The organism is Mucilaginibacter aquatilis (genome assembly GCF_009755275.1).
GTDB lineage: Bacteria > Bacteroidota > Bacteroidia > Sphingobacteriales > Sphingobacteriaceae > Mucilaginibacter > Mucilaginibacter aquatilis.
Genome location: NZ_WQLA01000004.1, coordinates 203,739 through 220,230 on the forward strand (window position 1 = coordinate 203,739; position 16,492 = coordinate 220,230).

At 41.6% G+C, this 16,492-nt stretch carries 12 protein-coding genes; all 12 read right to left on the bottom strand.

What is annotated here, in order from left to right; genetic code table 11:
* Positions 1–1,080 carry a glycoside hydrolase family 5 protein gene (locus GO816_RS11725; RefSeq protein ID WP_157542121.1) on the bottom strand — a complete coding sequence of 360 codons (1,080 nt, stop codon included), beginning with the start codon at positions 1,078–1,080 and terminating at the stop codon, positions 1–3.
* 68 nt (positions 1,081–1,148) lie between these two features.
* Positions 1,149–1,838: a GDSL-type esterase/lipase family protein gene (locus GO816_RS11730; protein WP_157542122.1), complete on the bottom strand. Its 690-nt coding sequence runs from the start codon at positions 1,836–1,838 to the stop codon at positions 1,149–1,151.
* 46 nt (positions 1,839–1,884) lie between these two features.
* Entirely contained in the window at positions 1,885–2,682 is a 798-nt protein-coding gene (locus GO816_RS11735; protein WP_157542123.1) for a glycan-binding surface protein, read from the bottom strand.
* A gap of 18 nt (positions 2,683–2,700) precedes the next feature.
* Positions 2,701–3,834, bottom strand: coding sequence for a glycan-binding surface protein (locus GO816_RS11740; protein ID WP_157542124.1), 1,134 nt, complete (start codon positions 3,832–3,834; stop codon positions 2,701–2,703).
* A 46-nt stretch (positions 3,835–3,880) separates the two neighbouring features.
* Positions 3,881–5,557, bottom strand: coding sequence for a RagB/SusD family nutrient uptake outer membrane protein (locus GO816_RS11745; protein WP_157542125.1), 1,677 nt, complete (start codon positions 5,555–5,557; stop codon positions 3,881–3,883).
* A gap of 19 nt (positions 5,558–5,576) precedes the next feature.
* Positions 5,577–8,885 (bottom strand): SusC/RagA family TonB-linked outer membrane protein, encoded by a 3,309-nt coding sequence (locus GO816_RS11750; RefSeq protein WP_157542126.1) that lies wholly within the window; start codon positions 8,883–8,885, stop codon positions 5,577–5,579.
* Positions 8,886–9,421: 536 nt separating this feature from the next.
* The gene (locus GO816_RS11755) at positions 9,422–10,315 is read right to left on the bottom strand and encodes a phytanoyl-CoA dioxygenase family protein (protein WP_157542127.1); all 894 of its coding nucleotides are present in this window, start codon (positions 10,313–10,315) and stop codon (positions 9,422–9,424) included.
* Positions 10,316–10,318: 3 nt separating this feature from the next.
* A complete protein-coding gene (locus GO816_RS11760) occupies positions 10,319–11,482 on the bottom strand; it encodes a Gfo/Idh/MocA family protein (protein ID WP_157542128.1) in 1,164 nt (387 codons plus the stop codon).
* Positions 11,475–12,341 carry a sugar phosphate isomerase/epimerase family protein gene (locus GO816_RS11765; protein ID WP_157542129.1) on the bottom strand — a complete coding sequence of 289 codons (867 nt, stop codon included), beginning with the start codon at positions 12,339–12,341 and terminating at the stop codon, positions 11,475–11,477. Before GO816_RS11765 ends, GO816_RS11760 begins: the two co-directional genes overlap by 8 nt.
* Before the next feature lie 228 nt (positions 12,342–12,569).
* Positions 12,570–13,643: a glycoside hydrolase family 5 protein gene (locus tag GO816_RS11770; RefSeq protein ID WP_157542130.1), complete on the bottom strand. Its 1,074-nt coding sequence runs from the start codon at positions 13,641–13,643 to the stop codon at positions 12,570–12,572.
* Between the two features lie 95 nt (positions 13,644–13,738).
* A complete protein-coding gene (locus GO816_RS11775; RefSeq protein WP_157542131.1) occupies positions 13,739–14,650 on the bottom strand; it encodes a ThuA domain-containing protein in 912 nt (303 codons plus the stop codon).
* 140 nt (positions 14,651–14,790) lie between these two features.
* Positions 14,791–16,425, bottom strand: a complete 1,635-nt coding sequence (locus GO816_RS11780; protein WP_317163626.1) for an ABC-F family ATP-binding cassette domain-containing protein — start codon at positions 16,423–16,425, stop codon at positions 14,791–14,793.
* Between the last annotated feature and the right edge of the window lie 67 nt (positions 16,426–16,492).

Here is a 16,492-nt window from a genome sequence, read left to right on the forward strand (position 1 = left end):
CTATTTACAATTTTCAGGATTGGTTTTTTGGTACTTTTGCAATATAGCAGTTTGAGGCAAATCACCGTGCCACGGCTGGATAGAAAGATGCTCGTCTTCAGGCCAGCGTGGCCCCGCGGCCCAATAGCAGCCGTTAACGCAGTTAGCATTAAGATACTTCAACATATTTTCCAGTACCACCAGCCAGCGGGCATCATTGCGCGGTACGCCGTATTCGCCAACAAAGCCGCGTTTGTTATTTGTTTTCAACCATTGCACAAACGGGGTTACACGTTGCACACCGGTATTTTCATTGGCTTTCTCGTCGGTATATGATTGATCGTAATTGCCTGATGAATCATTATCAAAATACGTGTGTGCCTCGTAGATAAGGTTGTTTGACGGGTCGTTGAGGTCTTTTAAATTATTACTTACTTCGGGCCACCTTGATGCTGAACTAAACGAATCGCCGCCCACCACAATGGTTGTTTTGTTATCAACTGCACGTATTTTAGTAATAATGGATTGCGCTATGTTGAACCAGGTAAGTTTGGTTAAGCCGTATGGCTCGTTCATAATACCGTAACCCCAAATGTTATCGTAACCTTTAAATGCAGCGGCCAGCTTTGCCCAGGCATCACCTACCGATTCCAACGGAATAGCGTTTGAACCAATTTCTTCAAACACATCACCCACCTTACGGCGGCAATAGTTGTGCATATCAAGCAAAACAAACATGTTACGTGCTTTTGCAGCATCAATAAAAGTTTTCATGCGTGCCAGCTCGGTAGCATCCAGCTCGGCGTAAAGCGAACGTTGAATACGTTCCCACCTGAACGGAAAACGGATGAGCATTAAGCCTTTTGACTTAAAGTAATCCAGATCGGCAGCGGTTGGGTAACCATAATGCTGGTTGATGGTACCTGGATAGGTATTTCCAAATTCGGCACCGGCAAGGTTTACACCAAAAGGCTGTGCGGGTGCGGTATACGTTTGAGGCTCAGGGTTGGGCTTGCTTTCGCCCTCGACCGATTTCTTTTTACAGGAAACAAAAAATACAGACATAGCAATGCCCAATAAGCATAGCACTTGCTTTTTCATATCATGCAGATGATTTGAGCATTATGCTACCAGTTGAACGGTAGCATAATACAGGTTTGTAAAGCAGATTATTTTTTAAGATATGGTTTCAGCACACTGGCCCATATGTCATATCCCTGCTGGTTCATATGAACGCCGTCTTCCACATATATTTGTTTAAGGGGCTGGCCTCCACTATCCATAGTTGCCGTGTAAACATCAACATAGGCTGCATTTTTTTCCTTAGCTAAAAATGCTTTGATAAGGGCATTAGTTTCTTGCACTGTAGGTATTGAGCGTGCACGGCCCGGGCAACCTTTTATAGATAGGTATGCTATCGGCAATTTAGGCTGATCTTTTCTTATCAAATTGTAAACCTGTTTAAAACGGTCAAATACTTCTTCGGGTTTAGCTCCTGCGGCAATGTCATTGTCGCCGGCGTAAAGCACAATTTGTTTGAGTTTTTTGGGGTAAACAGTTTGTTCAAAATACTGCTTTACGTCGGGCAGCTGCGAACCGCCAAAGCCACGGTTTACAATGGTATAATCAGGAAACATTTGCTGCACGTTATGCCAGTTTGTGAACGATGAACTACCTACAAATAGTATAGCGTTTTGCGGCAACGCCTGCAAACTGTCTTGCTTACGGAAGTTGCGTATGGTATTCCAGTAATAAGATTTTTGATCCTGAGCCTGCGTGTTGCTGGCAAAGCCACCTATTATTAGAACTAAAAGTGCAACGAATAGCGCAGGTGTATTTGATTTGTTGATTTTAAACATTGTAGAAAGTAAAACAGGGACATTAAAATGCCCCTGTGTGAAAAAATTAATCTTCTTTAGGTACTATGCGAAAATTATCGAAAGACATATCGGCATCCAGAATGCCATTGCCGTGATAAGAAAACTTAACCTTGTGCTTAGCCGATGATTCCTTAAGCGGCGTATTGATCATTTTGCCTAAATCAATAGAAAAGGTTTGCCATTGCCCACGTGTGTCAAACGTTTGCCTGCTTTTCCACAAATAGGTATTCACCTCATGATAATCGCCATCAATCATAAATTTGATCATGTTGGCATCGAATGGTTTAAGTGTGTTTACTTCAAATTTGAATACATAGTTTTCCGGGTTTTTAACTACATCAGCCGGTAAGGGCACATTGCCCTGTACAAAATCAATTACCGACCATGATGGTATCTCTTTTTCAACCCTGATGTATTTACCATCAATAGCCCCTGGTTTGGAACTCTTCGTAGTGAACTCGCTTACCGAACCCGACTCAAAATCAAATAACATGTTACGCTTATCCTTATACTGAGAAGGAACAGTTTTTTCAGCACCGCCTGCTACTACTTTGATGGTGTTGCCTGGCTGTGCATTTTCAGGTACCTTAATGTATAAACTATCATCAGTCACCCGTACAATGGTTGCTTCGGTGCTACCAAAAAGCACCTTTGCTTTACCGGGTACAATATTGCTTTTTAACTGCGAACCTATAATTACCATGTTGCTACCCACAGGAGCATACTCGTTAAGCATTTTGACAAGCGTAAACGAATTGCTTTGCGCAAAGCCCATGGCAAGGCCACCCAGCATCATGCCGGTTAAACTTAAAGCTTTTTTCATGTTTAAATTAACTAGGGGTTATTTGTGCACTATGCGTATGTTATCCATTGATAAATCAATAGGAAAAGGCGTTGGACCATAAACAATTGACCTGAAAGTGTAATCATTATTGGTGCGTGCCACTATAGTTGGTTTTTTCACAATATCAAGTAATGGTATTGAATAGGTTATCCATTTACCGCGGGTATCAAACGGTGACACGGTAGGATTCCATAAGTAATAAGTACCACTATCGCCGTAATCAGCCCACATGCGTATACCCTGCTGGTTAAACGGCACCTGGGTATTAATTTCAAATTTGTACAGATACTGATCAGGATGATCGACTACGTCTTGCGGTAGTTTGGCCGTTCCTCTAACAATTTCATCCGCAGCCCATGTGCCGGTGGTTTTGGCAATGCGCATATACTTTCCGCTTATAGCACCAGGTGTTGCACTGTTGGTAATAAAGCCGGCAGCAGTACCGGTTTTAGTATCAAAATCAAACATCATGTTGGTATTATCCATATATGGATAGGCGTAAGTAGCATTGCTGCCATTATCAGCCACAACCTTTATCGGCGAGTTTTGCACAACGCCTGCAGGTACGGTAACCTGCAATGTATCTGCAGTTGCTTTGGTAATAGTAGCCTCTGTATTACCAAAGAATACCTTACCCTTACCACCGGTAAACCCGTAAATGCCGAAGCTTGGTCCAAACAGCGTCATGGTTGAACCTGCCGGCGCATATTCATTATCCACGCCGGTTATACTTATGGCCGGTATGTTAACAGCAAAAGTTGTTGTAGCGTTACCCGATGGCGTAGTTACGGTTAACTTATTGGTTATCTGATCAGGGTTAGGCACGCTTGTAGGGATGCGAACTGTTACCTCGTCAGCAGTGGCATAAAAATCAGCTGAGGTTACTTTAATGTTGTTGAACATTACTTCCTGAACACCGCATAAATTGCTACCCTGAATAGTAACAAACTCACGTAAATTACCTGATGTAACGGTTATTGTTCTATCGGTTGGTTTTACAACCTTAGTAATAGTTGGTGTACCGTCACAATTACCGGTATTATCCTTATCTTTTTTACAGCCAGCTAAGTGCAGGCTCACAAAAGCCATGCTCAAGGCCACAATATGGTTGGTAAATCTTAGTTTTTTCATAATAACGTGTACTATTAAAAGTCACAGTAGTTAATTGCTGAGTTGCTTACCAACCCGGGTTATTGCCATCAATGTTTTTATTACCGTTAATTTCATCAATTGGTAACGGGAACAACAGGTGTCGTTGCTGGCGGCTTTTTACAATACCGTTTGCATCAACAGCGCCAATTGCATTCATCACCTGCAGGTATATACCCCAACGGCGTAAATCCCAGGCGCGGCTTCCTTCTGCTGCCAGTTCGCGGCGGCGCTCTTCCAATATATATGAACGAAGGCTTTGCTGATTAAAATCGGCTACGCTTGCCGGAGTGGCATTGCTGCGGGTACGTAACTGGTTTACGGCATTAAGCGCATCAGTTGTTGGGCCGTTAACTTCGTTATCTGCTTCAGCAAATATTAAAAGTGTTTCGGCAAACCTCAACCAAGGGTAAGCTGCATCGGTACGGAACACCGTGCGGTCGGCTACATCATAAAACTTGGTAACCAAGGCAATATGGCTATCATCATCAGAGTACATATAGGTTGGATCATATCCAACTGCCGGGTCGGTACTGCCAACTTCTTTGGCCGGATACCATTGTTTTTCACCGCGATAGTTAAGCCATTTATGAGTTACACCTTGTCTTATACGTGCGTCTTTAGTTTCAAATAAATTGTACCAGTGATCAGACAAGCCATAAAAACCTCCCCCACTTTGTACACGTGCTCCGTTAGCACCTTCAATACCTGAGTAATGGTAAGTTAAAAAGTTACCAAAGTCTTCGCTATTACTTTTGCCATACATCATCCAAAGATGCTCTTTACCTCCGCGGTTACCTTTTTGCCAAACCTGCTCCCAGGTAGAGAAAAGACCTAAATTTCCGTCGGCCGCATCTATTACCTCCTTAGCTTTATTACGGGCAAGCGTAAAGTACTCACGAGCATTGATACCCTCATGACCGGCTACAACAGATTTTGTATAAGTTGTAGCAACCGGATTACGCCTTGCACCACGACCACCTTGCGGGCCACCGTAAACGGTTACCTGCGCACCGGCCAGGGCACCCGAGGCCATGTTTAAGTACACTTTGGCTAATAGCGTTTTCGCAGCTTCCTGGCTAAGGGTACCCGCTTTGTAAGCAGCATTTTTACGGCTAAACAATTGCGTTTCTGACTGCTTAAGGCACTCGACAATAAACGCGTAAACACTAGCTACCGGTGCACGTGGCTGATCAGGATCCTCGCCATCAGTTACTGAAAACTTGTATAGCGGTACCGGACCAAAGCCTCTTACTAAAGTAAAGTATGCCCACGCACGGTAAAAGTTTAATTCGCCCAAGGCATTATCCTTCGATGCCTGATCAATAGCAGTCATGGCGGTAATGCGGCTTATGGCATTGTTTGACCTTGATATTAAGTTGTAAAGGTCAAACCAGTAAGCCCTGATGTCGGTATTCTCCTGAAAGTTGCCTGCACCTGTGGCAGCAAAGGCCCAGTTTGGTCCTGATGAATCATCGCTATCAACATCATAAACGCGGTTAAATATGGCGTAGGCGAAAAAACCTCCGGTGGTAAACGAGCTTTTTACACCGTTAACCCATAATTGTGCAGCTTCTTTTGAATCGCCAAGTTGCTCAGGCGCAATAAATGAATATGGAGTTTCTTCCAGGGCTTTTCGGCATGAGCCGCACATCATTACGGCGCAGAAAGCAACGAAAGCAATTTTAATATTTCTTCTTTTCATTTTGTAGGTTCCTTATTGATTAAAATGAAGCTCTTACACCTAAAGTGAATGTGCGGGCGTTAGGATATGAATTCATATCTACCCCACGGCGCGAGGCATCACCTCCAAATGAGTTCACATCAGGGTCAAACCAGCTATAATTGGTAATGGTAAACACATTGCTTACGTTGCCGTACACATTTATATCACCTAAGAATTTGGCAGGAGTTTTAAAAGTGTAACCAAGATTGATTGTTTTTAAGCGAATAAAGGTTCCATCCTCAATATATCTGTTTGAAAACAAGTACTCCATAGTTGAAGATGCATCAGCACGTGGCCAGGTTGCGGTTGCAGCAGTTGCCGGCGTCCAACGACCATTGAAAGCAGCTACTGTAGAGTTGCCTGTGTTGCTTAACCTAACTTTAAGTAAGTTGGTATTGATAACATCAGCTCCCATTACACCGTGTATAAAGAAGCTAAAATCAAAACGTTTGTAATTAAAGGTGTTGGTAATACCCCATGTATAATCTGGCTGGGTACTACCGATTATCAAACGGTCGGTAGACTGGCTTAACACGGCGCGGTTACCATCGGTATCTTTGTATTTGATGGTACCCAGCTTTTGATTAAGTTGAGCATCATCTAAGCCTGCCCAACGTGGATCGGCACGTACCTCAGCTATATTATCATAAAAGCCATCTTCTACTAAGCCATATATGGCACCAATAGGCTGTCCGTTGCGTTGTATAAGCACTTGGTCAACACCGTGATATAAACGCTGAGCAAACTGATCGGCCGGTAGGTCCATTATTTTGTTGCGATTAAATGCAATGTTTGCATTTACCCCCCATTTAAACTTACTACTTTGTATAATGCCGCCTTGTACGCTTACTTCTAAACCACGGTTTACAACTGTACCAAAGTTGGTTAGCTTAGTGCGGTAACCTGTACTCGGTGCTACATTGATGCTTTGCAACAGATCTCTGGTTTTTTTGTAGTAAACATCAACCGTTACGTTTAAGCGGTTGTTGAGGAAACCCATATCAATACCTGCATCGCTTTGTACAGTTGTCTCCCATTTCAAATTAGGATCAACAATACCCCGGCCATCATCCAAACGATAGCCCGAACCGATAGTTCCATCTTTATCAACGATTGCATTTGCTGATACTACTCTGTTAAGCGTACCATAAGGGCCTATACCTTGGTTACCAGTGCCTCCAATACTTGCACGAACTTTCAGATTTGAAAATGTGTTCAAATTGCGTATAAATTCTTCCTCACTTGCTGTCCAGGCGAACGCCAAGCCTCCGAAGTTTGCAAACTTGTTAAGATCACTAAACTTGCTCGATCCATCTCGCCTGAAATTAGCCGTAAATAAGTATTTGCCTTTATAGCTGTAGTTTATGCGTGCTAATACAGACATCAGCGCATTATCTTCACGATAGTTGTAAGGTAACGCCTGGTTTAGTCCGGCTGCAAGGTTCCAATAACCGGTAAGATCGTTAGGGAAACCATTTGCGCGCTGTTCATTCCAATAAGCCTGACCTTTTTCATAAGTTAAAGCTGCTACAGCATTGATTGTATGTACCTTATTAAAGGTTTTCTTGAAATTCAATAACGACTCAAGTGTTAACTGGGCGTAGCTGTTATTAGCTTCAGATGCTTGCCCGCCCGGTACGCGACCTTCCGGTATATTACGTTTGTAATAAGTTTGGCGCATATTGGTGTTGTAGTTATAACCAATACGCTGTCTGAAGTTTAACCACGGCGTAAAGTTCAACTGCGCATAACCGGTTGTATAAACACGCACAGATTTTGTACGGTCGTCTGAATTATCAATCGACAATATTGGATTACTTAAGCCTGAAGCATTTACATATTGCTGTCTTGCATCGGCATAAGGATCATCTAAAGGCCATGTTGGCGGGAAAAACAACGCTGAGCTTATTAAGCTTGGCTGCGCACCTGATGTATTGGTTTTACCTAATACATAGTTAGTGTAAGTAACATTACTGTTTGTTCCAATTTGGAAGAAACGGCTTACGTTGCGGTTTATGTTTAGCTGCAAACCATAACGTTTAAAACCTGTACGCTTAATGATACCTTCCTGATCGAGGTAGTTACCTGAAATGAGGTGACTGCCTTTTTCACTACCTCCTGCAACCTGCAAGGTGTAATCTTTCGTCATTGCGGTTCTGAATACCTGATCTTGCCAGTTTTCACCTTTGAAGCCTTCAGGATAAACACTACCTGCAGGCAAACCGTTGATATAATCTTCCGGTTTAGGACGATATACGTTGTTTGCCAGCGTTATAGGATCGCGTCCGAAATTTCCGGGGAAAGGCAGCGACAATGGAGAACCATAGTAAGTGGTTAAGTTTTGAGCCGCCTCGTTTTGTAGCACTGCATACTCGTAAGCTCCAAGCATGTCAACCTTTTTAGATATTGTTGCCCAGCTTGTATTAGCTATAAGGTTTACCTTATCTTTTCCGGCTTTGCCTTTTTTAGTGGTAATTAATACAACCCCGTTAGCACCTCTTGAACCGTAAATAGCTGTGGCCGAAGCATCTTTTAAAATTTCAATGCTTTCCACATCCTGCGGGTTCAAAAAAGAAAGACCGTTGATGGTTTGAAAGTTGTCTTCGGCGCCACCTGGTGTAGGTGCCGATACTACCGGGATATCATCAATAACATATAATGGCTCACTACCGGTGAAAGAGTTTGCACCACGCACAGTTATACTGATACCTGCCCCGGGAGCACCATCGTTACGATTTACCTGTACACCAGCTACCATGCCCTGTAAACCCTGGTTTACACTTATGGGCACGTTGCGGGTAAGGTCTTCGCCTTTTACGGAGGCAACCGAACCTGTAAGATCGCGGCGGGCAACGCTTCCGTAGCCTATTACAACTACGTCATCAAGCCTGCTGCTTGATACCGCCAATTGAGCGTTGATGGTTCTGTTTGCACCCACAGGTTTTTCGGCTGTGCCATAACCCATGTAAATAAAAACCAGCACTGCCGATTGATTGGGGACTTTGATTGTGTATTGACCTCTTACGTCTGTTTGTGCAGCGGTTTGGCCATTTTTCACCTTTACGCTTACACCAACAAGCGGTTCTCCTTTTTCATCGGTAACCTTACCTGTGATGCTTATGCCGGCAGCAGCATTTTGTGCACAAGCACTAGTAAATGGATATACAACACTTACTAAAGCTAAAAATAAAATGAGTACAGATTTGAGCAAATTACGTTCGTAAGATTTTGACCGGAAGTTGCTTTTAGGCGGCGAGATTGGGCCGCACACAGCAATGCCATCAAATTTGTGACTTAAATAGTTCATGTGTTTAATTGGTTAGTCGGTATTAAATAATTACAGTTAACGCTTAGATTGAGCTTTATACTAACCGCAACTTATACCGCTATTTTGAGATGGAGTAAAAGTTTGTTTCTTCATAATTTACATTTTAGGGCAACAAGTCTCGAGCTCTTGCTGGTTTATCAAAATCCGCTTCAGCATGTATCATCATTGGTTTACTTGATACAAAAAAGCGGTTGGTTTATAATCACTAAAAATGGAAGTTTTTTATACGCATTTCTAATACTTTTTTATCTAAAATACGTAGCGTATTCATTAAGTGCGGTTTAAATTTCTAATAGCTGTTAACAAATAAATTAGCAATAAAAGTGCTGACAACTTATAAGTTTAATATTGAGCGATTAATTAAATTTGAGAATCCGGTAATCAAGCCTTCGTATAATGATACTTTTTTAGCCAGATTTTTAACGTTTATGAACTGCTTGGTAAGCATCATTTTAATATAAGTGCATTTGAATTTTACAAGGCGAATGCATAAAGCTATGCATCCGCCTCAAATACTAAGCGGTATATTCTTTTTTAGGAAAATTATACTCCCATTTCCAGGTTTCGGCCATGTTGGGGTATTGGGTACGGCACTCAAGATACTCTTGCATCATTGTGCGCATTGTAGGGCTTAACGTTTCAAGATATTGGGGAGTCAGCAGATCTCCGTTTAGTAGATAAAAATGCCAGGTTGGAGGATATGCAGCGCTATGATATCCCATGTGCAAGGTGCGACGCGGTATCGTCATTTTCTCTGTAAACCCTCTGTGTATTAAATTATTATTGTATAACACTGCCTGTCCTGCTTGTAACTTAACAGGTACGCCTCCAGGCATTTCGGCTCCTACTGGTGCATAGTGCTTAGATCCATTAAATGCAGCATTTTCGGCATCTGTGTTAGGGCGGTTATGACTTGCAGGGACAATCCACAAGGAATTCTCATCAACCAGCGGAAGATTGATTTGAACGCTGTTGTGAAAACGCTTCGGCGAAAAAAGCCAGTCGGCAATCTCATCTTGAGGTATTTGAATAATATCACGGTGCCAGCCTAACGAGTATTCTGTACCTTCATTAGCTGCAAGTATTGAAGCGTTATTGACTATGAGGTTAGGGCCAATAATTTCTTCAACCGCTTTTAAAATTACCGGGTGATGAAAAGCGTGGTGTATTGGTTCGGTACCCGGCTTTGTTAGCAAATGGAAATAATACTGGCGCGCTTCTTTACCAAAATCACTCAGCTCATCGCCTAAGTGCTGAAAAGAAGAACTCTTCTTTTCGTTGTTGCCGGCTTTTACCTGAGGACTGATAAGGGCATCCATTATCTCCCTGAAGTCGTCTATTTCTTGTTGCGTTAATACGTCTATTATTACGTATCCATCTTGTAAAAACTTCTCTTTAAGGGTTTGCATACGCTATGTATTTAAAGTTATTTGTTGTTTGGTTTGAGCCGATAGCAGCCCTGCTTCAAGCACCTTCATTGTATTGAGTCCGTCATTAAAGTTGGGAGTTACCTGCTTTTTATTCTCAATGGCATCAATGAAATCAACTACCGCATGAACAAAGGAATGCTCGTAGCCAATTATATGGCCGGGCGGCCACCAGCTTTTTATGTATGGATGTTGCGGTTCGGTAACAATAATTTTGCGGAAGCCTTGAGTATCGTCAGCATCACTTGAGGAGAAGAACATAAGCTCGTTCATTCGCTCCAAATCAAATGTGAGGCTTCCCTTGCTTCCATATATCTCAAATGAAAGCTTATTTTTACGACCTGTTGCAAAACGTGTGGCTTCAAATGAACCCATTACGCCGTTTGCAAACTTCACGATCATTAAAGCAGCGTCTTCAACGGTTACTTGACCTCGTTCGCTACCATTCACCTCGGCCTGTAAATTGCCTGTACTTGCTTCATCGGCTAAAGGCCGTTCGGTAATAAAGTTAGTACTCATTGCAGTCACCGAATCAATTGAGCCTATAAGATAATGCGCCAAATCAACGCAATGTGAGTTTAAATCCCAGTGCGGACCAGCTTGAGCAGTCTCCTTACGCAATTGCCATGTCAGCGGAAATTCAGGATCAACTATCCAATCTTGCTGGTAAGCAGCTCTCCAGTGAAACAGCCTTCCCAGCAGGCCATTTTCAATCATTTTTTTTGCCAATGCTATTGCAGGTACACGCCTGTAGTTATGATTTAGATAGTGTATTACTTTGTTATCTTCGCACACGCGCAGCATTTCCTCAGCCTGCTTTACGCTCATGGCCAACGGCTTTTCGCAAAAAATATGCTTACCTTCTTTAGCCGCAGCAATGGCAATTTCGTAATGCAGGTGCTGTGGCAAGGCAATATCAATTATATCAATATCTGCTCTGCTGATAAGCTTTTTCCAGTCAGTTTGCGTTTCCTGCCAGCCCCAACGTTCAGCAAATTCTTTCAGTGAGGGTTCGTGTCTTCCGCATGCAACCTTTAGAACAGGTTTAGCCGCAACATCAAAAAACAACGGTGCTTTAAGCCAGGCGTTACTGTGCGCCCTACCCATAAATTTATAACCTACAATACCTACGTTCAATGTTTTAAGCATACTCTAATCTTCCGGCTATTTTCCATAATTCAGCAACACTCTTTTTTACCACATCCTCTTCCTGATTGGTATAATCTGGGTGCAAAAAGTCAATTTCAACTGCCAGGAAGCCTTTGTAATTGTGCTGCTTTAAAATTTGTGCAAGCCGGGCATTATCAACCAAGCCCTCACCCGTTGGTACGCATGAAAAGAAATACCATTCATTTACAGGAACACCTTTAACCGGTTTAAGATCCTTAATATGAGTAGCCAAAACATAGGGCGCTAACTTTTCCATTGCTTGAATAGGATCATCAAGCACTCTTAAAAAATTGCCGGTGTCAAAGTTCACTCCAAAATATGGCGAATTAACATTAGTGATCAATTGTAGTATTTCGTCGGAGTTATAATCAATGTGATTTTCCACAGCCAGCTTTATGTTGTACCGTGCGGCAACTTTAGCGGCATCAGTAAACATTTGGCTTAATTTTTCGAGCTGTGGAGCATGATCCTCAAACCTGAATTGAAGGCTGCTGCCTACTACCCGCATTACATTGGCACCTATATAACTAGCATACTCAATGTGCTCAAGCATTTCATCAAATGCAGCTTCATTTTTACCACCTTCCAAACCATCAGGGTGCCCCCACGCGTAAACCCTATCCATATCGTTATCATCAAGTTGCTGTTTTACATCAAGTAAGTACTCTTTATTAAACCGTGGAATAAAACACGACTCCAGTGATATGCCTTTTATATCCAGCTTGCCTATATCTTTTAGGAAAGCATCAAATGAAAGCTCTTTTTCGGGCTTATCCTGGCCGGGATATACCTCGCCAAAAAGACGGTGGTAACAGTAACTATCAATTCCAACATTCATAATTTCATTTATTAATTGGTTATATACTTTGGTTTAGATGTTTGCAGACACTTGATAATTGAGAAAACAAGCGTCTTTTAGGTATATGTAAATGTGTGATTATTAGCAAAATGACACTAATACTTTTTTAGCTTAATAATATTGTTTTATGAGTTGAAAAATATGCTAATAAAAAAAAGCCGCCGGTAAATTACCGGCGGCCAAACCAAAAAATGCATAACCAACATATTACTTACCTTTCATCACATCACTAAAAAACTTACCTTGTGATGTAGGCTCATAATTCCAGTTCTTAATCATTTGTGGTATCCAATCGGGGTCAAAAACCCAAACCACCCATGATATGCCTTTTTTATTAAAGTATTTTATAATTGACGGCCCGTAAATGCCATCGTCCTTTAAATTCTCATCTTCATCTCCGGGCATAAAGCCAAGCTCGGTTGCTATCACCGGATATTTATCGGCCACAAAACCAAAGTCCAATTCCCACTTATCTTCACGTGGTACAGCGCGTTTACCAGGGTAAGGATGCGTTACATAACCAATACCCGGGCGGGCAATTGGGTTGTCTTTTACTGGTGTAAGATCATATGCCCAGTTAAAGCCGGCAACCAACGGAACTACATTTTTATTGTAAACGTAAATCAAATCAATCATTTGCTCCATTAACGTTTTCCAACCGTCCCAACTGGCGGTGCCGTATTGCCCATCATAAGTGGTAGGCTCATTAAACAACTCGTAAAATGCCACAGTAGGAATATCTTTGTAATGTTCTGCAATGTTTCTCCAGAAATTAAAAGTTTCGCTTTTAGTGGTTTTATGCATGTCTTGCGAAAGAACCTCCATTTGCAGGTTGCCTATAGCATGCCAGTCAATTAACACATAAATACCCAGTTCTGAGCACCAGTTAACGGCTTCATCTAAAAGTTTAATGTAAGCCTCTACCCCACGCTGATGATAGGCAACAGGATGCACCGGGATACGTATTAAATTTGCGCCCCAGCTTTTAATTACCTCAAAATGCTTCTTGTTCCAATGCCCGTCTTTAACCAACTTATCCGGGTCGGAAATGGACAATCCCTTGAAAACAATTACCTTGCCTTTATCATTAACAAAAGAATTACCCTGAACTTTTATGTAAGACATTTTACTTGCAGTTGCAGGGAGCTTGTAGGGCTTTATGGCATCAATATGCCACCAGTCTTTTTTAATAGCATTGCTTTGCAAGCCCGGCTGGGCAATGGCCGCTCCTATTTTACACACTACAGCCAGTAATGTTAACCCGAGGTAAGAAACTTTCATTTAGCTTTGAATTGGTGTACTGCAAAGCAATGAAAATCTTCAAAAATGCGTTTACTTTTTTTTGCCAGTTTATAATACTTTTTTAGCCCAACCGATCAATTGGTTGTATTCAATAAACTCGCAACTTCTTCGTCGATATAAAATACTGAATTAGTGCCACTCACCGGAACTTTTATACCCGCAGCCCAAATCAATCCGTTTAAGAGCACTTTTCTAAAATTTTCATTTTGCCAGTTTGAATAGTAATGTGCCATAGTAGCGCAAAATGCCCGTCCGCCTTTTTCACGCTTATAACCCCAGGCAACTACATCTCCTAATGGTTTACTCCCCCCTAAAACGGGCACATTAAGTACTGGAATAATATCCTTACGTTCAGCCACAAAACGCATATTATAATAGAATTCATCTTTAATGGTGAAAGGCTTAACTCCATTACTTATTGGGTGTTTTGGACTGGCAAGTGTTACCTGCGCATTGGCAACTTTTAAATCTGAATAATGACGTTTAGCACCCGTAGAATCTTGCCAGTCATAATACCCTCCGGTCCATTCTAAAAGCTTTTGTCCATGTTCATAATCAGCAAACGTAGAAAAGTGTAGTAATGCTATGCCACATCCCCTATTTACTTGCCGTTGTAGAACCGCCATACGACTGCCGGTCAAAAATGGCGACTCTTTAAAATTTATTCCATCTGCACCATCGGTAACAAATAATATTAAATCGGCCTTATTAAGTAATGAATCTGCAGGCGGCCATCCGTTTAAGTAAAAACTGGTGTTGATGCCTTTTACATTTGAGCGATCAAGCATTACCTTAATAAGCTTTACCGTTTTCTCGTACTCGTGTTCACCGGGATCATGGCTTTTAGTACCGGCAATCAAAACAATATTTTTTAGCTGCTTATGTCGCGGTGGGCTTACTAACTTACTTGCAACAGCATTATTATGTGTTAGAGCTAGAATTGCCAGTATAAGCAGGCGCCAGCTGTAAATCTTATAATTAAGCATAACCTTTTAATTGTTGACTAATAAGCTAAGTTCAGTTTCAGCCATAAAAAAAGGTGCTGCAAAACCCTCAAAACATAATACTATTATGCGTCAGGAATTTCAGCACCTTTTAAGTAAATATCCTAAGTTATAGTAACGCGCTAGCTTTGTTCAATATCTTTCAGGTTATCCATCTTTTTATAAGCCAAAAATCCTTTAATATCTTCAAAGTGTTCACGCACCCGTTTGTTGCCAAATTCAAATACTTTGGTAACGAGGCCGTCTAAAAAGTCACGATCGTGAGATACAAGGATTAACGTACCATCAAAATCGCGCAAGGCATCTTTAATGATATCTTTCGTCTTCATATCCAAGTGGTTGGTAGGCTCATCCAATATAAGCAGATTTACGGGCTCCAAAAGTAGTTTGATCATAGCCAAACGGGTTTTCTCCCCTCCTGAAAGTACCTTAACTTTTTTGGTAGTATCGTCACCGCTAAACATAAATGCGCCTAACAAATCTTTGATTTTAACAGTATTGTCAGATAATGGGATTTGGTCGATGGTATCGAATACGGTCAAGTTCTCATCAAGCAGAGCGGCTTGATTTTGTGCAAAGTAGCCTATTTTAGCGTTATGACCTACTTTAAGGCTTCCGTCAAAGTCGATTTCATTCATGATAGCTTTGATCATGGTTGATTTACCTTCACCATTTTTACCCACAAAGGCTACCTTTTCGCCACGCTCAATAACCATCGATGCGTTTTGGAATACTACATGGTCTCCGTAGCTTTTGCTCATTTCCTCAACCATAAGCGGATATTGCCCCGAGCGTGGAGATGGAGGAAACTTGAGTCGTAAAGCTGATGTATCAACTTCATCAATTTCAATTACTTCCAGCTTCTCTAACATTTTAACGCGTGATTGCACTTGCAGAGTTTTTGAATACGTACCCCTGAAACGGTCAATGAACTCTTGGTTATCAGCAATGAAACGCTGCTGTTCTTCGTAAGCCTTTAGCTGATGTAAACGGCGGTCGGCACGTAACTGCAGGTAGTGGCTATATTTAGCTTTGTAGTCGTATATGCGCCCCATAGTTACTTCTATGGTGCGGTTGGTAATATTATCAACAAAGGCACGGTCGTGCGATATTACCATTACAGCCTTTGCTGAATTTAATAAAAACTCTTCCAGCCACTGTATACTTTCAATATCCATGTGGTTAGTAGGCTCATCCAGTAAAATAAGATCGGGCTTCTTCAATAAAATCTTAGCCAACTCAATACGCATGCGCCATCCGCCCGAAAATTCAGAAGTTTGCCTGTTAAAGTCTTTACGTTCAAAACCAAGCCCTTTCAGTACTTTTTCAACTTCTGCATCGTAATTGGTTTCCTCTACCGTATATACCTTTTCGCTCAATTCCGATACTCTTTCAATGAGTTTCATGTACTCATCGCTTTCGTAATCGGTACGGATGTTAAGCTGCTCGTTAACTTCATCCAATTCCTTTTGCATTTGGTTTGCCTCTGCAAAAGCTTTCATGGTTTCTTCAAAAACGGTTACGTTATCTTGCGTTAGCAAATGCTGAGGCAAATAAGCAATTACAGCTTCTTTAGGGCCGGTTACATTACCAGTAGTAGGTTTGGCTGCACCGGCAATTATTTTAAGAATTGTGGATTTGCCTGCACCGTTTTTGCCCATGAGAGCTATTTTGTCGTTTTCATTAATTGAAAAAGTAACATCACTAAAAAGGGTTGTTCCGCCAAATGAAACTGAAATATTGTTTACGTTAATCACAGTACTTATGAATTTATGAGCAAAGATAGAAAATGGAGTAATTTTGCGCTTTATAAACTTTAGAAGA